The following is an 18,387-nucleotide window of genomic DNA, read 5'->3' on the forward strand; positions in this document are numbered from 1 at the left end:
GCCGGGGCGGCCGCCCGCCTCAGCCCTGCGAACAGGCGTAGAGCGAGACGAGCGCGAGCACGACGGCGGCAAGGCCGATCCAGGTGACGCGGCGGCTTTCCTTCTTCTTGTCAGGCATGGGTTTCTCCGGTTTCTCACGTCAGGGCAACCGGATCGCGGGACGTTTGTTTCCGGGGCGCGCGGGCGGGCGGTTTCCCCCTCGGGCCCGTCCGTCCCGGGACCGGCCCGGCCGCCTTCCGATTGTCTCTGCCGCCCGGCGCTTCTATCCTTTGCGCGTCGCCTTCGCCCCGTCCCGCACCGTCCTTGCCCACAGGTCCCTCATGTCGCGCCCTCCGGTCTTCCCACCACCTCCGTTCCCGCCCCGGCGCCCGAGGCCGTTCCAGCGAACGCCGCCGGCGATATTTTCGCCGATTCTGGGCCTTCTGGGGCTTGGGCTGGCGCTTCGGCGTGCGGCCGAGGTCTGGGGCCTTGCTCCCGGCGTGGGCGAAGCCGTGCTGGGGGCGGCTTCCGGCCTCGGGGCCTTTGCCGTGGCGGCCTATGCGGCCAAGGTGGTGCAGCGTCCGGGCGTGGTGCTCGAGGATCTGCGTGTGCTGCCCGGGCGGGCGGGCCTCGCGGCGCTGGTGCTGGGCCTTCTGGTGCTGGCTGCGGTGCTCGTGCCGTACGGGCCGGGGGCGGCGCGCGCGGTGCTGGTGGCGGGCCTTGGAACGCAGGCGCTGCTGGCCGGCACGGTGGCGGCGCTGCTCCTTGCAGGTCCGAAGGAGGGGCGCGTGGTCACGCCCGTCTGGCACCTGCATTTCGTGGGCTTCATCATCGGCGGCCTGACGGCGGCGCCGGTGGGCTGGCCGGGGCTGGGCCTTGGGCTGCTGATCCTCTGCGCGGTGGTGGCCGCGGCGATCTGGCTCGGCTCGCTGGTGCAGTTCGTCCGGCAGGTGCCGCCGCCGCCGCTGCGGCCGCTGCTGGCGATTCATCTGGCGCCCCTCGCTCTCCTCGGGCTGGTGGCGGCGAACCAGGGCCTGCCGACGGTCGCGGCCGCCTGTGCCGCGGCCGGGGCGGTCCTGCTTGCGGTCCTTCTCGCCTCGGCGCGCTGGCTGCTCGCCGCGGGCTTCAGCCCGCTCTGGGGGGCGCTGACCTTCCCGCTTGCGGCCTATACGGGGCTCGTGCTGATCGTCTGGCCGCAGGCGGGGGCGGCGCTGCTGGTGGCCACGGTGCTCGTCATTCCGCCGATCGCGGTCAGGATCCTGCAGGAGTGGGCCCGCGGCAGCCTTGCCGCCCGCACGAATGCGGCGCAGGCCTGAGCGCGATTTCCCGGCTGTGACCATCCGACCGAACCATGCGCGTGCGCATGGTTTTCCCCTTGCCTTCCCGGCACACGCGTGAAACAGGGAACCGCCAAACGATCCCATCCAAGGAATGTCCCATGGAGATTCGCGAGGCTCTCACCTTCGACGACGTCCTTCTTGTTCCCGCGGCCAGCTCTGTGCTGCCGTCGGACGCGGACACCTCGACCTTCGTCACGAAGGCGATCCGCATGAATATCCCGCTTCTGTCCTCGGCCATGGACACCGTGACCGAGGGGCGCATGGCCATCGCCATGGCGCAGGCGGGCGGGATCGGGGTGATCCACCGCAACCTCGGCATCGAGGAGCAGGCGCGCGAGGTCAGCCGCGTCAAGCGGTTCGAAAGCGGCATCGTCTATGCCCCGATCACGCTGCGCCCTGACCAGACGCTTGCCGACGCCAAGGCCCTGCAGGAGCGGTACAACGTGACCGGCTTCCCCGTCGTGGACGAGGGCGGGCGCGTGGTGGGGATCGTGACCAACCGCGACATGCGCTTTGCCAACGACGACCGAACGCCGGTCCGGGTGATGATGACCTCGGACAATCTGGCCATCCTGCAGGAGCCGGCCGACCGCGACACGGCCATCAGCCTGATGAAGGCCCGGCGGATCGAAAAGCTTCTGGTGACGGACGGGCAGGGCAAGCTGACCGGCCTTCTCACCCTGAAGGACACCGAGAAATCGGTGCTGAACCCGCACGCCTGCAAGGACGAGCTGGGCCGGCTGCGCGTCGCCGCCGCCTCGACGGTGGGCGAGGCGGGCTTCGAGCGCAGCCAGGCGCTGATCGAGGCGGGCGTGGACATGGTGGTGATCGACACCGCCCACGGTCACTCCGAGGGCGTGTCGAAGGCGGTTGAGCGGATCAAGGGCTTCTCGAACTCGGTGCAGGTGGTGGCGGGCAACGTGGCCACCGCCGAGGCGACGCGCGCGCTGATCGCGGCCGGCGCGGATGCGGTGAAGGTGGGGATCGGGCCGGGCTCGATCTGCACCACGCGGATCGTGGCGGGCGTGGGCGTGCCGCAGCTGACGGCGATCATGGATGCCGCGGGCGCCGCGGGCGACATCCCCGTGATCGCCGACGGTGGCATCAAGTACTCGGGCGACTTCGCCAAGGCGATCGCGGCGGGTGCCTCCTGCGCGATGGTGGGCTCGGCGATCGCGGGGACGGACGAAAGCCCCGGTGAGGTGATCCTCTACCAGGGCCGCAGCTTCAAGAGCTACCGCGGCATGGGCAGCCTCGGCGCCATGGCGCGCGGTTCGGCCGACCGCTACTTCCAGAAGGACGCGGCGTCGGACAAGCTGGTGCCCGAGGGGATCGAGGGGCAGGTGCCCTACAAGGGCCCGGCCTCGGCGGTGATCCACCAGATGGTCGGCGGCCTGCGCGCGGCGATGGGCTACACCGGCAACCGCACGGTCGCCGAGATGCGCGCAGGCTGCAACTTCGTGCGGATCACCGGGGCGGGGCTGAAGGAAAGCCACGTCCACGACGTTCAGATCACCCGCGAGAGCCCGAACTACCGGCTTGGCTGAGCCCGAGGGCAGGGTCCGGCCCCGTCCGGGCCCTGCCGCAGATCCGGGTCACCCGGCAAACCGCGCGCGGCCCGCGACAAGCTCCTCGAGCAGGCGTTCCATGAGGCGGAACTGTGTCTCGGCCCATCCGCAATCCCAGTGGTCGGGGTCGATCATCCGATCGTGGACCACGCCCTCGCAGGTGCCCAGAACAAGCATCGCCTCGGGCGGGCAGCGGCTGAACATCCGCCGCACGACGCCCCGCAACTCGAGCAGCGGCGCCATGAAGTGCGGATCCTCCGTCAGCGCCGCGAAGACGCCCGAGGAGGGCGAGTCGGTCTGTTGCATCAGCTCGCGCATCGCGGCGACGTAGGCGCGCGCGCCCAGAAGCGCCTGCCGGTCGTCGGCAGGCTCGGCCCAGCCGGGGCAGAGGCGGTCCATCTCAAGGCGAAAGCCCGCGACGTGATCCTGCACGAGCGCCCGCAAGAGCGCGTGCTTGCTCGGAAAATGGTAGAGCAGCCCGCCCTTGGACACGCCGGCCGCGGCCGCCACCGCGTCCAGCGACATGCCCGCAGGGCCGACCGTGCGCCCCAGATGCTCGGCCGCTTCCAGCAGCCGCTTCCGCGTCTCGCCCGCCATTTTCTTTCTAAGCCTCGGTGCTAGCTCAGGCACTGCAGCTTCCCATGTCCGTTGACTTTACCGTCTGGACGGTACAGTAGAATGGGAAAAAGTCAAATTTCCGCCGACGCGGCACTGTGTCCGACGGCAGTCGATGGAGAACCGGATGGTCAAGCGCCTCATCATCGCCGTGGTCCTTCTTGCCGTGATCGTGGGCGGGATCGTCGGCTTCAACCGCTTCCGCGACCAGATGATCGTGGATTTCTTCGCCAACCGCACGCCGGCCCCCGTCACCGTATCCACATCGGTGGCCGAGCCCATCACCTGGCGCCCGGGGATCGAGGCCATTGGCACCGCCATCGCGGCGCAGGGCGTGGATCTTGCGGTGGAGGCGGGCGGCACCGTGCGCGAGATCCTGTTCCGCGCGAACGAGCAAGTGGAAGAGGGCCAGAAGCTCCTCCAGATTTCGGAGCGCGAGGAGCGGGCCGACCTTGCCGCGGCCGAAGCCGCGCTGGAACTGGCAGAGACCGAGCTTGAACGCGCGCGCGCCCTGCAGGAGCGGGGCGTGTCGGCGGTGAACAATCTCGACACGGCGCAGGCGCAGGCCGCCTCGGCGCGGGCGCAGGTGGCCAAGATCCGGGCGCAGATGCAGCAGAAGGAGTTGGTGGCGCCGTTCAACGGTGTGATCGGCATCCCGCAGGTGGATGTCGGCGGCTATGTGACACCGGGAACGATCTACGCCACGCTGCAGGACCTTGATGCGATGCGCGTCGATTTCGCCCTGCCCGAGCAGCAGATCGGCCGCATCAAGTCCGGCCTTCCGGTCAGCGTGGTCTCGGAGGCGGGCGGCTACAGCGCACGCGGCGAGATCACCGGCATCGAGCCGAAGGTCGATCCCAACTCGCGGCTGGTGACGGTGCGGGCCGAGGTCGCCAACGAGACGGGCCGGATCTATCCTGGCCAGTTCCTGCGCGTCCGCGTCGAGCTGCCTGACGAGGAGCAGGTGATCGCCCTGCCGCAGACCGCGCTGATGACGAGCCTCTATGGCGATTCTGTCTATGTCGTGCGCGCGGGCGAGGGAGACGCGCCCCGCACCGTCGAGCAGGTCTTCGTTCAGCCCGGCCGCCGCGACGGCCAGATGATCGAGATCGTCTCGGGGCTCGAGCCGGGGGACGAGGTGGTCAACGCGGGCCAGAACCGTCTGTCCGGCGGGGCGCCGGTGACGGTGGACAACACCGTGCAGCCGATGGCGCAGGCCCGCGCCCAGGCTCCGGCCCAGACCGAGTCCGAGTGAGGCACCGATGAGCATTTCCGAGATCTTCATCCGCCGGCCGGTCGCCTCGACGGTGCTGGCAAGCTTCATCCTGCTGATCGGCTTCTATTCGATCTTCAACCTGCCGGTCCGGCAGTATCCCGAGGTCGAGGAGACCGTCGTCACCATCACCACGACCTATCCCGGCGCCTCGCCGGAGCTGATCCAAGGCTTCATCACGGCCCCCATCGCCCGTGCCGTCGCCACGACCGAGAACATCGACTATGTGACGAGCCAGAGCCGGCCCTCGGCCTCGATCGTCTCGGTGCAGATGAAGCTCGGCGCCAATTCGGATGTGGCGCTGACCGAGGTTCTGGCCAAGGTCCAGCAGGTGCGGGGCGAGTTGCCCTCCGAGGCCGAGGACCCGGTGATCGTGAAGGGCACCGGCGACAATTTCGCGCTCATGTATCTGGCCGCGCTGAACCCGAACATGTCGGCCGAGCAGATGACGGAATATCTCGAGCGGGTAATCCGTCCGCGCATGTCCACGATCGAGGGCGTGGCCGAGATCCAGATCATCGGCGCCGCCGAATATGCGATGCGGGTCTGGATCGACCCAATGAAGCTGGCCGCGCGCAACGTCACCGCGTCCGAAGTGCTGACAGCGATCCGGGCCTCGAACTTCCTCTCGGCCCCCGGCAAGACCGAAGGCGAGTATTTCGCCCGCGCGATCAAGCTGCAATCGACGCTGCAGACGCCCGAAGCCTTCGGCGCCCTGCCGATCCGGTCGGATGGCGACGAGGTCGTGCGCCTGCGCGACGTGGCCGAGGTCGAGCTTGCCTCGGCCGAGCCGGACAGCATCGTGACCTTCAACGGCCAGCCCGGCACCTTCATCGGCATCTTCCCGACGCCGGCTGCGAACCCGCTGACCACGGCCTCGGCGGTGATCGATGAACTGCCCGCGATCAACGCCACCCTGCCGCGGGGCATGGAGATCAACCTCGTCTATGATTCGACCGAGACGATCACCGCCTCGATCGTGGAGGTGTTCAAGACGCTGGCCGAGGCCGTCGCCATCGTGGTTGTGGTGATCCTGCTGTTCCTCGGCTCGTTCCGCTCGGTGCTGATGCCGATCGTGACGATCCCGCTTTCGCTGATCGGGGTGTGCGCGGTGCTGCTGGCGCTGGGATATTCGATCAACCTGCTGTCGCTGCTGGCGATGGTGCTGGCCATCGGCCTCGTGGTCGATGACGCCATCGTCGTGGTCGAGAACATCCACCGTCACATCGACGAGGGCATGACGCCCTATGCGGCCGCCATCAAGGGGATGCGCGAGATCACCGGGCCCGTCATCGCCATGACGATCACCCTGGCCGCCGTGCTGGCGCCGCTCGGCTTCTCGGGCGGGCTGACGGGATCGCTCTTTTCCGAGTTCGCCTTCGCGCTGGCGGGGTCCGTGATCATCTCGGGCGTGGTGGCCTTGACCATCACGCCGATGATGTCGGCCCGCCTGCTCAAGGAGGGCAGCGGCAGCCGCTTCCAGCGGATCGTGGACCGGACGCTCGAGGGGACGGCCAACTGGTATGAACGGCGGGTGTCGTCCTCGCTCGATTACCGGCCGGTCACGCTGCTTATGGTGGTGGCGCTGGTCGCGGTCACGGGCTTCATGTTCGTCAACACGACGAGCGAGCTTGCCCCCGAAGAGGATCAGGGCGCGATGTTCGCGATCCTGAACGGGCCGCGCTACGCCACCAAGGAATACACCCAGCTTTACACCGACCGGATCTCGGACGTGACGAGCGACATCGCCGAGGTGAAGACCGAATTCTCGATCGCGGGCTTCGGCGGGCAGGCCAATCAGGGCATCTATATCTGGGTGCTGGACGAATGGGCCGAGCGCGAGCGCAGCCAGGCCGAGGTGCAGCAGGAGGTGCAGTCCCTGCTCGATCCGGTGCCGGGGATGCAGGGCTTCGTCTTTGCCCCGCCGACCCTGCCGGGGACGGGCGGCGGGCTGCCGATCTCGATGGTGCTGCAGTCGATCCAGTCGCCCGACCGGGTCTTCGAGATCGCCGAGGAGATCCGCCGGCGGGCCGAGGCCTCGGGGCGCTTCATCGCGGTGCAGAACTCGCTCGCCTTCGACGCGCCCGAGGTTGTGGCCACCATCGACCGCGACCGGGCGGCGACGCTGAACGTTCCGATCTCGGACATCGGCAACACGCTGGGCCTGCTGGTGGGGGGCGCGTCGATCGCGCAGTTCGACCGCGACTCGAACAGCTACGACATCATCCCGCAGGTGCCCCGCGACTGGCGCGACAATCCCGAACGGCTGGGCGAGTTCTTCGTGCGCGCGGCCTCGGGCGCGATGGTGCCGCTGACCTCGGTGGTGAATTTCGAGACCGGCGCCGCGGCGGCCTCGATCGAGCAGTTCAACCAGCTGAACTCGGCCACCATCTCGGCGCTGCCCATGATCGGCGTCTCGACGGGGCAGGGGCTGGCCGAGCTGCAGCAGATCGCCAACGAGGTCATGCCCGACGGCTTCTTCCTCGATTATTCCGGCCAGTCGCGGCTCGAGGTGGAGCAGGGCAACACGATCCTGCTCGCCTTTGCGGCGGCGGTGGTGGTGATCTATCTGGTGCTGGCCGCGCAGTTCGAGAGCTTCCGCGATCCGTTCATCATCATGATGTCGGTGCCGCTGTCGATCTTCGGCGCGATCCTGCCGCTGAACCTCGGCCTCGGCACGCTGAACATCTACACGCAGGTGGGCCTGATCACGCTGATCGGCCTGATCACCAAGCACGGCATCCTGATGGTCGAGTTCGCCAACCAGCAGCGTGAGCAGCACGGGCTGAACCGGCGGCAGGCGATCGTGGCGGCGGCGAAGGTGCGGCTCCGGCCGATCCTGATGACGACGGCCGCGATGGCGCTGGCGGTGGTGCCGCTGATCATCGCGGAAGGCGCGGGCGCCGAGGCGCGGCAGGCCATGGGGATCGTGATCTTCACGGGCCTCCTGATCGGGACCTGCTTCACGCTCTTTGTCGTGCCGATGTTCTACACCTTCATCTCGAAGCCGGACAAGGAATGGGAGGCGCATCGCGCGATGCTGGAGGCGCGCGAGGCCTCGGCCTGAGGCACCCGGAGGAGCGGCCGGGGGTGGGGCTGTCTGCCCCTCCCCCGGACCCCCGCCCCGAGGATATTTTTCCAGAGTGAAAGGGGCGCCGCGTCCGGGCCGGAGGCGGCGCCCTTGGCTTTTGGGGCGTCATGGCGCAGAAGGTCGCGCGGCAGGCGGAGGCGACCATGACCCAGCGATTCAGCTTCGAACTCACGGCGACCGACGGGGGCGCGCGGACGGGGGTGATCTCGACCCCGCGCGGCGAGATCCGCACGCCGGCCTTCATGCCGGTGGGCACGGCCGGGACGGTCAAGGCGATGCTGCCCGAGAGCGTGCGGGCGACGGGCGCCGACATCCTGCTCGGAAACACCTATCACCTGATGCTGCGGCCCACGGCCGAGCGGGTGGCGCGGCTGGGCGGGCTGCACCGTTTCATGAACTGGGAGCGGCCGATCCTGACCGACTCGGGCGGGTTCCAGGTGATGAGCCTTGCGGACCTCAGGAAGCTGACCGAGGAGGGCGTGACCTTCCGCTCGCACATCGACGGATCGAAGCATCATCTGAGCCCCGAGCGCAGCATGGAGATCCAGCGGCTGCTGGGATCGGACATCGTGATGGCGTTTGACGAATGTCCCGCGCTGCCCGCATCGGAGGCGGCGGTGGCGACATCCATGCGGCTGTCGATGCGCTGGGCCGAGCGGTCGCGCGACGCCTTCGGCGACCGGCCGGGCCATGCGCTCTTCGGGATCATGCAGGGCGGGGTGACGCGCGAGCTGCGCGAGGAGAGCGCCGAGGCGCTGACGGCCATCGGCTTCGAGGGCTATGCCATCGGCGGCCTTGCCGTGGGCGAGGGGCAGGAGGCGATGTTCGGCGTTCTTGACTATGCGCCGGGCTTCCTGCCCGAGGACCGGCCGCGCTACCTGATGGGCGTGGGCAAGCCCGACGACATCGTGGGCGCCGTCGAGCGCGGGGTGGACATGATGGATTGCGTGCTGCCGTCACGCTCAGGGCGGACGGGGCAGGCCTGGACGCGGCGCGGGCAGGTCAACATCAAGAACGCCCGCCACATGGACGATCCGCGCCCGCTGGACGAGGCCTGCACCTGCCCGTGCTGCCGCACCTATTCGCGCGCCTATCTGCATCACGTCTTCCGCGCGCAGGAGATCATCGCCTCGATGCTGCTGACCTGGCACAACCTGCATTACTATCAGGACCTGATGCAGGGCCTGCGCGCGGCGATCTCGGACGGGCGGCTGGCGGCCTTCGTGGCGCAGTTCCATGCGCAGCGGGCCGAAGGCGACATCGAGCCGCTGTGAGTCATGACGGCCATGCACCGGCTGCATGGAAGGTGCCTTTGCCCCGGCCGCTCCGGGCCCTATCTCGGGGCGACACAGATCAAGGACATACCGGATGACTGAGACACTCTTCACCCCGATCGCCTTCGGTGATCTGACGCTGAAGAACCGGGTCGTGATGGCGCCGCTGACCCGCAACCGGGCGAACCCCGAGGGCGACCTGCCGACCGACCTCACCGTGGAATATTACCGCCAGCGCGCCGGCGCGGGCCTGATCGTGACGGAAGGCTCGCAGATCTCGCCCGAGGGCAAGGGCTACGCCTGGACGCCCGGCATCCATTCCGAGGCGCAGGTTGCCGGCTGGCGCGCGGTGACCGAGGCCGTCCATGCGCAGGGCGGCCATATCGCGATCCAGCTCTGGCATGTCGGGCGGATCAGCCACACGAGCCTGCTGGACGGGCAGGCGCCTGTCGCGCCTTCGGCCATCACCGCCGCGTCGCGCACCTTCGACGGCAGCCAGTTCGTCGCCACCTCCGAGCCGCGCGCGCTTGCGACGGACGAGATCGCGCGCGTGGTCGAGGATTACCGCAAGGCGGCGCGCAACGCGAAGGCCGCGGGCTTCGATGCGGTCGAGATCCATGCGGCGAACGGCTATCTGATCGACCAGTTCCTCCGCGACACGTCGAACAAGCGCACCGACGCCTATGGCGGCAGCCCGGAGAACCGCGTGCGGTTCCTCGATGAAGTGGTGGGCGCGGTGGTCTCGGAGATGGGGCCGGGCCGCACCGGCATCCGGCTTTCGCCCTTCTCGAACGCCAACGATGTGGGCATCGACAGCGACACGGTGGGCCTCTTCTCGAAGGTCATCGACGTGCTGAACCGGCACGGGATCGCCTTCCTGCACATGGTCGAGGGCCAGACCGGCGGGCCCCGCGACTGGCCCGAGGGGGCGCTCGAGGCGCTGCGGGATCGCTTCCACGGCACCTACATCGCCAACAACGGCTATGACCGCGAGATGGCGGTCGAGGCGGTCGGGAGCGGGCGGGCCGGGATGGTGGCCTTCGGCAAGCTCTATATCTCGAACCCCGATCTGGCCGAGCGGCTGGCCGCGCGGGCGCCTCTGGCCCCGCTGCCGACGGAAGGGCTCTATGGCGGCGGTGCCCGCGGCTACACCGACTATCCGGCGCTGACGCCGGCAGCCTGACGGGTGGCCGGGGCCGCGCGGCCCCGGCACCGGTCGTCCGGGCGATCCCGCCGGGGACCGTGCGGCCGGCGCGGCCCTCGGCCCGTCTGCCGGATGCTGCACAAAGTTGCACCGAAAGAGGACTTGTTCCGCGCGGTCCACGGGTCCAGAGTTTGCGGGAAGTCGCAGTGGAGGTCCGGTTGACAGCAGGACCCCACGCCACCAGATATCGTAGTGACTGTCCGGGGAAGGCCGAGTGCTGCCGAATGGCCGGGGCCGGAGCCTTCCTGCATCGAAGGAAAAGACATGACTGAACAGCTTCCCAACAGCTATCCCGTGCTGCCGCTGCGCGACATCGTGGTCTTCCCCCACATGATCGTGCCGCTGTTCGTCGGGCGCGAAAAGTCGGTGCGCGCGCTCGAGGAGGTGATGGCCGACGATCGCCAGATCCTGCTCTCGTCGCAGATCGATCCGTCGGTCGATGATCCGACGACGGACGGGATCTATCGGTCCGGTGTCCTGGCCAATGTCCTGCAGCTTCTCAAGCTGCCGGACGGCACCGTGAAGGTGCTGGTCGAGGGCAAGAGCCGCGTGCGGATCACCGAATTCGTGCAGAACGACTCGTTCTTCGAGGCGCGGGCCGAGCGTCTCGACGAGCAGCCGGGCGATCAGGCGACGGTGGACGCGCTTCTGCGCGCCGTGGCGGAAGAGTTCGAACGCTACGCCAAGATCAAGAAGAACATCCCCGAGGAGGCGCTCTCCGCCGTGTCGGAGACGCGCGACGCCGCCCGTCTGGCCGATCTCGTGGCCGGGCATCTGGGGATCGACGTGGCCCAGAAGCAGGCGCTTCTGGAGACGCTCGACGTGGCCGAGCGGCTGGAGAAGGTCTACGGCCACATGCAGGGCGAAATGTCGGTCCTGCAGGTCGAGAAGAAGATCAAGACCCGCGTCAAGTCGCAGATGGAGCGCACCCAGCGCGAATATTATCTGAATGAGCAGATGAAGGCCATCCAGAAGGAGCTGGGCGACGGCGAGGAAGGCCAGAACGAGATCGCGGAACTGGAAGAGCGGATCGCGAAGACCGAGCTGTCCAAGGAGGCCCGCGACAAGGCCGAGGCCGAGGTCAAGAAGCTGAAGTCGATGTCGCCGATGTCGGCCGAGGCCACGGTCGTGCGCAACTATCTCGACTGGCTCCTCGGCGTGCCGTGGGGGGTGAAGTCGCGCACCAAGAAGGACCTGACCAAGGCCGAAGCGGTGCTTGATGCCGACCACCACGGGCTCGAGAAGGTCAAGGAACGCATCGTCGAATATCTCGCCGTGCAGGCGCGGTCGGCCAAGCTCAAGGGGCCGATCCTCTGCCTCGTCGGGCCTCCGGGCGTCGGCAAGACCTCGCTGGGGCGGTCGGTGGCCAAGGCCACGGGGCGCGAGTTCATCCGCATCTCGCTGGGGGGGGTGCGCGACGAATCCGAGATCCGCGGCCACCGCCGGACCTACATCGGCTCGATGCCGGGCAAGATCATCCAGGCGCTGAAGAAGGCCAAGACCACCAACCCGCTGATCCTTCTCGACGAGATCGACAAGATGGGGCAGGACTTCCGCGGCGATCCGGCCTCGGCCATGCTCGAGGTGCTCGATCCGGAACAGAACGCGACCTTCGTGGACCACTATCTCGAAGTGGAATACGACCTGTCGAACGTGATGTTCCTGACGACGGCGAACAGCTACAACATGCCCTCGCCGCTTCTGGACCGGATGGAGATCATCCCGCTCTCGGGCTACACCGAGGATGAAAAGCGCGAGATCGCCCGGCAGCACCTGATCCCGAAGCAGATCGAGAACCACGGTCTGAAGAAGGGCGAGTTCAGCGTGACCGACGCGGCCCTGACCGAGATCATCCGCACCTACACCCGCGAGGCGGGGGTGCGGAACCTCGAACGCGAGATCGCCAAGCTCGCACGGAAGGCCGTGACCGAGATCGTCAAGGGCGCCACCAAGGCGGTCGAGGTCACGCCCGAGAAGCTGGAGAGCTTCCTCGGCGTGAAGCGGCACCGCTATGGCCTCGCCGAGAAGGAGGATCAGGTGGGCGTCGTCACGGGCCTTGCCTGGACGTCGGTCGGCGGGGAACTCCTCTCGATCGAGGCGCTGCGCCTGCCCGGCAAGGGCCGGATGAAGACCACCGGCAAGCTCGGCGATGTGATGAAGGAATCGATCGACGCGGCCTCGAGCTTCGTGCGCTCGATCTCGCCCGAGCTGGGCGTGAAGCCGCCGAAGTTCGAGGCGGTGGACATCCACGTCCACGTCCCCGAGGGCGCCACGCCCAAGGACGGGCCTTCGGCCGGGGTGGCGATGGTGACCTCGATCGTGTCGGTCCTGACGGGCATCCCGGTCCACAAGGATGTGGCGATGACGGGCGAGGTGACGCTGCGCGGCAACGTGCTGCCGATCGGCGGGCTGAAGGAGAAGCTCCTCGCGGCGCTTCGGGGCGGCATCAAGACGGTGCTGATCCCCGAGGAGAACGCCAAGGATCTCGCCGAAATCCCGGACAATGTGAAGGAGGGGCTGCGGATCGTCCCCGTCTCGCACGTCCGCGAGGTGCTGCGCGAGGCTCTGGTTCGGATGCCCGAGCCGGTGGAATGGGACGAGGCCGCCGAAGAGGCCGCCGCGGCCGCCCGCCGGCTGGAGCGCGAAGCGGCGCCGTCCGCCACCGCGCACTGAACATCCTTCGGAAGAGGGGGAAGGCGCGGCTGCGGCCGCGCCTTTTCCTTTGCGTGGCAGGTTGCTGCCGTGCGATCTTGCCTTGCGCGCGCCCGCATTCTCACACCCGTGTCGTGACATGGTCTCCGGTTGCGTCGATTGAAGCGGCCGGATGTTCGGCCGGGCTGGACGAGTCTGCGGCACTTTCCTAAACCTGCGACAGGCGCAGGCGGGGGAGCTTCATGCAGGACGAGAGGCCGGTGGATCAGCTGACCGAGGCGGAAGCCGCGGCAGAGCTTTCGCATCTGGCCGAGGCCATTGCGGCGGCCGATACCGCCTACCACACCCACGACGCGCCGCGCATCAGCGACGCCGACTATGACGCGCTGAAGCGGCGAAACCGCGCCATCGAAGAGCGGTTTCCCGCGCTCCGCCGCCCTGACAGCCCGAGCGAACGGGTGGGGGGCGCGCTGGCCGAAGGCTTTGCGAAGGTCCGCCACGAGGTGCGGATGCTCTCGCTGGAGAACGCCTTCGAACTTGCCGAGGTCGAGGAGTGGATCGAGCGGATCCGCCGCTTCCTCGGCCATGTGGGCGACCTGCGCTTCACGGCCGAGCCCAAGATCGACGGGCTCTCGCTCTCGCTCCGTTACGAAAAGGGCCGGCTGGTGCAGGCCGCCACCCGCGGCGACGGCGAGACGGGCGAGAATGTCACCGAGAACGCCCGTACCATCGGCGACCTGCCGACGGAATTGACCGGCGCGCCGGACCTGCTCGAGGTTCGCGGCGAGGTCTATATGCGCCACGCGGATTTTGCGGCGCTGAACGAACGGCAGGAGGCCACGGGCCAGCGCCTGTTCGCCAATCCGCGCAACGCGGCCGCCGGGTCGCTCCGCCAGCTTGATCCCGCCGTCACCGCTTCGAGGCCGCTTCATTTCTTCGCCTACGCCTGGGGCGCCCATTCCGAGCCTCTGGCCGACACCCAGCAGGGCGCCATCGCGCGGCTCTCCGCGCTCGGCTTTGCGACGAACCCGCTCACGCGGCTCTGCACCGGCCCCGATGAACTGCTCGCCCATTACGCCGACATCGAACGCCAGAGGGCGAGCCTCGGCTATGACATCGACGGCGTGGTCTACAAGGTGGACGACCTCGCCCTTCAGCGCAGGCTGGGCTTCCGCGCCTCGACCCCCCGCTGGGCCATCGCGCACAAGTTCGCGGCCGAGCTGGCCTGGACCCAGCTCGAGGGGATCGACATCCAGGTGGGCCGCACCGGCGCGCTCTCGCCCGTCGCGCGGCTGAAGCCCGTGACGGTGGGCGGCGTGGTGGTGGCCAATGCCACGCTCCACAACGAGGATTACATCGCCGGCCGCGACTCGAAGGGGCAGGAGATCCGCGGCGGCAAGGACATCCGCGTGGGCGACTGGGTGCAGGTCTATCGTGCGGGCGACGTGATCCCCAAGGTGGCCGAGGTGGATCTGTCCCGCCGTCCCGAGGGCGCCGTGCCCTACCGCTTTCCCGACACCTGCCCCGACTGCGGCTCGGCCGCGATCCGCGAACCGGGCGATTCGGTGCGCCGCTGCACGGGCGGGCTGATCTGCCCCGCCCAGCAGGTCGAGCGGCTGAAGCACTTCGTCTCGCGCGCGGCCTTCGACATCGAGGGTCTGGGCGCCAAGCAGGTCGAGGCGCTCTGGCGCGACGGCTGGATCCGGCAGCCCGCCGACATCTTCGATCTGCCGAACCGCTACCGCGAGGGTCTCCAGCGGCTCGAGAACCGCGAGGGCTGGGGCCGGAAGTCGGCCGAAAACCTCTTTGCCGCTATCGAGGCGGCGCGGCGGATCGCGTTGCACCGGCTGATCTTCGCCCTGGGCATCCGCCATGTCGGCGAGACGACCGCCACGCTTCTGGCCACCCACTACGGCAGCTGGGCGGCCTTCGAGGCCGCGATGACCCGCGCCGAGGTGGGGACGGGGTCCGAGTGGCAGGATCTTCTGTCGATCGACGGGGTGGGCGCGGTGCTTGCGACCTCGCTCGTGACCACCTTCCACCAGGAGGCGGAGCGGGCGGCCATCGACGCGCTGGCCGCTCACCTCACGGTCGAGGATGCCGAGATGCGGACGCCGGTCGAAAGCCCGATCGCGGGCAAGATCGTGGTTTTCACCGGCACGCTCGAGAAGATGTCGCGCAACGAGGCCAAAGCGCGGGCCGAGGCGCTCGGAGCCAAGGTCTCGGGCTCGGTCTCGGCCCGGACAGACCTCGTGGTGGCGGGACCGGGGGCGGGGTCCAAGGCAAAACAGGCCGCGGCGCTGGGGGTCGAGACCATCGACGAGGACGCCTGGCTGCGCCTGATCGGCGACGCATGAGCCGGCCCGAGATCCTCTTCCCGCTCTTCGCCGACCTGGAGACGCTGGATGGGGTCGGTCCCAAGACGGCCAAGGCCTTCGCCGGTCTCGGCGTGACCCGGCCCAAGGACCTCCTGTTCCTCCTGCCGCATTCGGCGGTGGACCGCAGCCGCCGCCGCTCGATCCGCGAGGTCATGCCGCCGGTGACGGCCACGGTCGAGGTCGAGATCGGGGCCCATTACCCGCCGCGGCGCAAGGGAGGCCCCTACCGGATCGCCGTCCGGGACGCCGAGGCCGAGTTCACGCTCGTCTTCTTCCACGCGCGGGGCGACTATCTGACGAGGCTCCTGCCACAGGGAGAGCGGCGGCTCGTCTCGGGCCGGATCGAGTTCTTCGACGGGATGGCGCAGATGGTCCATCCCGACCATGTGCTGCGCCCCGAAGAGGCCGCTGACCTGCCCGCCTGCGAGCCGGTCTATCCGCTCGCCGCCGGCCTCACGCAGAAGCTGGTGGCCAAGGCCGCGGCGGCGGCGCTCGAGCGTCTGCCCGAACTGGCGGAATGGATCGACCCCGCCCTCAAGGCGCGCGAGGGCTGGCCGGACTGGGCAACCGCCGTGCGGGCTTCCCACGCGCCCGCGGCCCCCGCCGATGTGACGCCGACGGCCGCCGCACGCCGGCGTCTGGCCTATGATGAGCTCTTCGCCCACCAGCTCACCCTGACGCTCGCGCGGGCCACGCGCCGGCGCGGCAAGGGGCAGGCGTCGGTCGGCACCGGCGCCCTGCAGCGCCGCGCACTGGACAGCCTGCCCTTTGCGCCCACCGGCGCCCAGACCCGCGCCCTGTCCGAGGTCGCGGCCGACATGGCCACCCCCCTGCGGATGAACCGGCTCCTGCAGGGCGATGTGGGGGCGGGCAAGACGCTGGTGGCCTTCCTCGCGCTCGCCATCGCGGTCGAGGCGGGCGGGCAGGGGGTGATGATGGCGCCGACCGAGATCCTCGCCCGGCAGCATGTGGCAAGCCTCGCGCCCCTGGCCGAGGCGGCGGGCATCCGGTTGGAGCTGCTCACCGGTCGCGACAAGGGCGCCGAGCGCGCCTCGAAACTCGCGGCGCTGGCCTCGGGCGAAATCGGCGTGCTGGTAGGAACGCATGCCGTCTTCCAGAAGGATGTCCTCTTCCATGATCTGCGCCTCGCCATCGTGGACGAGCAACACCGCTTCGGCGTGGCGCAGCGTATGGAGCTGGGCGCCAAGGGCGCGGCCGCGGACGTGCTGGTGATGACGGCGACCCCCATCCCCCGCAGCCTTGCGCTGGCCAGTTACGGCGACATGGATGTGTCGGTCCTGGACGAGAAGCCGCCGGGCCGCTCCCCGGTCAAGACGGCGCTCGTCTCCTGCGAGCGGATGGACGAGGTGGTGGCCAGTCTCGCCCATGCCGTGGCCGAGGGCCGGCAGGCCTACTGGGTCTGCCCGCTGGTCGAGGACAGCGAAGCGGTGGATTACGCCTCGGCCGAGGCCCGGTTCCAGCATCTCCGCGCCGCTCTCGGCGAGGGTGTGGTGGGGCTCGTCCATGGCCAGATGGCCCCGGCCGACAAGGATGCCGCAATGGCGCGCTTCGTGGCCGGCGAGACGCGGGTTCTGGTCGCCACCACGGTGATCGAGGTGGGCGTGAACGTGCCCAACGCCTCGATCATGGTGATCGAGCGGGCCGAAATCTTCGGGCTGGCCCAGCTTCACCAGTTGCGCGGGCGGGTGGGGCGCGGAGCCGCGCAATCCACCTGCCTCCTGATGTATCAGCCCCCCCTCGCCGAGAGCGGCCAGCGCCGCCTCACCATCCTGCGCGAGACCGAGGACGGGTTCCGCATCGCCGAGGAGGATCTGGCGATCCGCGGTGCCGGCGACCTGATCGGCACGGCGCAGTCCGGCCTCCCGCGCTTCCGCATCGCCGACCTCGAGCGGCAGGCCGCCCTGATGGAACTGGCCCAGTCCGACGCGCGCAAGCTTCTGAACGACGATCCGGCGCTCGCCTCGCCGCGGGGCCAGGCCGCGCGCCTCCTGCTCTGGCTTCTCGACCAGGACCGGGCGATCCGCCTCCTCTCCGTCGGCTGACCCCCCGGTCTTTCACTCTGCCCAAATATCCTCGGGGTGAGGGTCCGGGAGAGGGGCAGACAGCCCCTCTCCCGGCCTGCCGTCGGCCCTCGGCCCGCCATCTGCCACGATGTTCCTAAAAAGTTCTTTACAAACCTTAACGACCGTGAGAACATTAATAGAACATCAAGACGGAGATCGCCGATGCTGACCGAGATGAAGGATATCCTCTCCCGCTGCTCCGACACTCTGATCGAGGACGCGCTGGGTGTTGCCACCGTCTTTACGGTGCTGATCGCGGCGCTCTACCTGCCGCATTTCCTCTGAGTTCCTGCCCGCGGCCGGTCCCTGGCAGCCGCCTGCTGCCCGTCCCCATATCCCTGGACCGGACGCAACTGCCGTCGCCCTTGCCCCGGGCGGCGGCCTTTTCATTCGGATGCAGGCCAGCCCTGCGCCTTGCGGCGCCTCGTCAGCGCGCTTCCGCCTCGGCGAAGGCATCGGCCGCCGCTTCGAGCGCAAGCAGGATCGAGGCATGGCGGTTGCGGTAGTCGCGTGCGGGGATCAACACCTCGTAGCCCTCGAAGGGGGGCGCGGGCACCGGCCCCTCAGCCGTCAGCATGGCCTTCAGCGCATCGCGCGCGCCCTCGATCTCGGCCCGGCTGCGCCCCAGCAGCGCGCGGCCCATGATCGAGGCCGAAGCCTGCCCCAGCGCGCAGGCCTTCACATCCTGCGCGAAATCCGCCACCCGCCCGCCGCTGAGGCTCAGGTCCACCGTCACCATCGATCCGCAGACCGGGGACCGGCGCCGGGCGCTGCCCTGGGGCTCTGGCAGGCGGCCGATGTGCGGAATATCCGCCGCCAGTTCGAGGATGCGCCCCGAATAGAGGCTGATCAGGTCGCTGTCGCTCATGGCTTTCCTCTTCGCGCTCGACCTTCTAGATAGGCTCTCGCCTGCCTGATGAAAAGGAAGA

Annotated in this window: 12 protein-coding genes; 10 read left to right on the top strand and 2 right to left on the bottom strand. The window is 68.9% G+C overall.

Annotated elements, in window-relative coordinates; all coding sequences use genetic code 11:
• Positions 1 to 320: 320 nt before the first annotated feature.
• Together LV780_RS05395 and guaB are read left to right on the top strand one after the other, a co-directional pair.
• Complete coding sequence (locus tag LV780_RS05395) at positions 321 to 1,295, top strand: SLAC1 family transporter (RefSeq protein ID WP_108220795.1); 975 nt, start codon at positions 321 to 323, stop codon at positions 1,293 to 1,295.
• A 122-nt stretch (positions 1,296 to 1,417) separates the two neighbouring features.
• Positions 1,418 to 2,866 (top strand): IMP dehydrogenase, encoded by a 1,449-nt coding sequence (gene guaB, locus LV780_RS05400; RefSeq protein ID WP_011908190.1) that lies wholly within the window; start codon positions 1,418 to 1,420, stop codon positions 2,864 to 2,866.
• Between the two features lie 48 nt (positions 2,867 to 2,914).
• Here guaB and LV780_RS05405 read toward each other — a convergent pair whose 3' ends face one another.
• Positions 2,915 to 3,484 carry a TetR/AcrR family transcriptional regulator gene (locus LV780_RS05405; RefSeq protein ID WP_101340416.1) on the bottom strand — a complete coding sequence of 190 codons (570 nt, stop codon included), beginning with the start codon at positions 3,482 to 3,484 and terminating at the stop codon, positions 2,915 to 2,917.
• A gap of 145 nt (positions 3,485 to 3,629) precedes the next feature.
• On the opposite strand from LV780_RS05405, the gene LV780_RS05410 reads away from it, so the two are divergent.
• The 8 genes from LV780_RS05410 (at position 3,630) to LV780_RS21925 (ending at position 17,743) form a co-directional block, all read left to right on the top strand.
• The gene (locus LV780_RS05410) at positions 3,630 to 4,757 is read left to right on the top strand and encodes an efflux RND transporter periplasmic adaptor subunit (RefSeq protein WP_011908192.1); all 1,128 of its coding nucleotides are present in this window, start codon (positions 3,630 to 3,632) and stop codon (positions 4,755 to 4,757) included.
• Between the two features lie 7 nt (positions 4,758 to 4,764).
• Positions 4,765 to 7,842, top strand: a complete 3,078-nt coding sequence (locus LV780_RS05415; RefSeq protein WP_101340417.1) for an efflux RND transporter permease subunit — start codon at positions 4,765 to 4,767, stop codon at positions 7,840 to 7,842.
• A 167-nt stretch (positions 7,843 to 8,009) separates the two neighbouring features.
• Positions 8,010 to 9,140, top strand: a complete 1,131-nt coding sequence (gene tgt / locus LV780_RS05420; RefSeq protein ID WP_101340434.1) for a tRNA guanosine(34) transglycosylase Tgt — start codon at positions 8,010 to 8,012, stop codon at positions 9,138 to 9,140.
• A 94-nt stretch (positions 9,141 to 9,234) separates the two neighbouring features.
• A complete protein-coding gene (locus tag LV780_RS05425) occupies positions 9,235 to 10,323 on the top strand; it encodes an alkene reductase (RefSeq protein ID WP_011908195.1) in 1,089 nt (362 codons plus the stop codon).
• 285 nt (positions 10,324 to 10,608) lie between these two features.
• Positions 10,609 to 13,017, top strand: coding sequence for an endopeptidase La (lon, locus tag LV780_RS05430; protein WP_101340418.1), 2,409 nt, complete (start codon positions 10,609 to 10,611; stop codon positions 13,015 to 13,017).
• Positions 13,018 to 13,238: 221 nt separating this feature from the next.
• The gene (ligA, locus tag LV780_RS05435; protein WP_108220794.1) at positions 13,239 to 15,353 is read left to right on the top strand and encodes an NAD-dependent DNA ligase LigA; all 2,115 of its coding nucleotides are present in this window, start codon (positions 13,239 to 13,241) and stop codon (positions 15,351 to 15,353) included.
• Entirely contained in the window at positions 15,350 to 17,437 is a 2,088-nt protein-coding gene (gene recG, locus LV780_RS05440) for an ATP-dependent DNA helicase RecG (RefSeq protein ID WP_108220793.1), read from the top strand. Before ligA ends, recG begins: the two co-directional genes overlap by 4 nt.
• 183 nt (positions 17,438 to 17,620) lie before the next feature.
• Positions 17,621 to 17,743: a hypothetical protein gene (locus LV780_RS21925; protein WP_101340421.1), complete on the top strand. Its 123-nt coding sequence runs from the start codon at positions 17,621 to 17,623 to the stop codon at positions 17,741 to 17,743.
• A 142-nt stretch (positions 17,744 to 17,885) separates the two neighbouring features.
• On the opposite strand, the gene LV780_RS05445 is transcribed toward LV780_RS21925, so the two are convergent.
• Positions 17,886 to 18,326 carry an iron-sulfur cluster assembly scaffold protein gene (locus tag LV780_RS05445; protein ID WP_108220792.1) on the bottom strand — a complete coding sequence of 147 codons (441 nt, stop codon included), beginning with the start codon at positions 18,324 to 18,326 and terminating at the stop codon, positions 17,886 to 17,888.
• Positions 18,327 to 18,387 lie beyond the last annotated feature (61 nt).

The sequence above is a fragment of the Cereibacter azotoformans genome, assembly GCF_021391315.1.
In the GTDB taxonomy this organism is placed as follows: Bacteria; Pseudomonadota; Alphaproteobacteria; order Rhodobacterales; family Rhodobacteraceae; genus Cereibacter_A; species Cereibacter_A azotoformans.

Excerpts from the sequence above, each read along its gene's own strand:
- LV780_RS05395 (WP_108220795.1), top strand. The coding sequence starts at position 321 with ATGTCGCGCCCTCCGGTCTTCCCACCACCTCCGTTCCCGCCCCGGCGC.
- guaB (WP_011908190.1), top strand. The coding sequence starts at position 1,418 with ATGGAGATTCGCGAGGCTCTCACCTTCGACGACGTCCTTCTTGTTCCC.
- LV780_RS05405 (WP_101340416.1), bottom strand. The coding sequence starts at position 3,484 with ATGGCGGGCGAGACGCGGAAGCGGCTGCTGGAAGCGGCCGAGCATCTG.
- LV780_RS05410 (WP_011908192.1), top strand. The coding sequence starts at position 3,630 with ATGGTCAAGCGCCTCATCATCGCCGTGGTCCTTCTTGCCGTGATCGTG.
- LV780_RS05415 (WP_101340417.1), top strand. The coding sequence starts at position 4,765 with ATGAGCATTTCCGAGATCTTCATCCGCCGGCCGGTCGCCTCGACGGTG.
- tgt (WP_101340434.1), top strand. The coding sequence starts at position 8,010 with ATGACCCAGCGATTCAGCTTCGAACTCACGGCGACCGACGGGGGCGCG.
- LV780_RS05425 (WP_011908195.1), top strand. The coding sequence starts at position 9,235 with ATGACTGAGACACTCTTCACCCCGATCGCCTTCGGTGATCTGACGCTG.
- lon (WP_101340418.1), top strand. The coding sequence starts at position 10,609 with ATGACTGAACAGCTTCCCAACAGCTATCCCGTGCTGCCGCTGCGCGAC.
- ligA (WP_108220794.1), top strand. The coding sequence starts at position 13,239 with ATGCAGGACGAGAGGCCGGTGGATCAGCTGACCGAGGCGGAAGCCGCG.
- recG (WP_108220793.1), top strand. The coding sequence starts at position 15,350 with ATGAGCCGGCCCGAGATCCTCTTCCCGCTCTTCGCCGACCTGGAGACG.
- LV780_RS21925 (WP_101340421.1), top strand. The coding sequence starts at position 17,621 with ATGCTGACCGAGATGAAGGATATCCTCTCCCGCTGCTCCGACACTCTG.
- LV780_RS05445 (WP_108220792.1), bottom strand. The coding sequence starts at position 18,326 with ATGAGCGACAGCGACCTGATCAGCCTCTATTCGGGGCGCATCCTCGAA.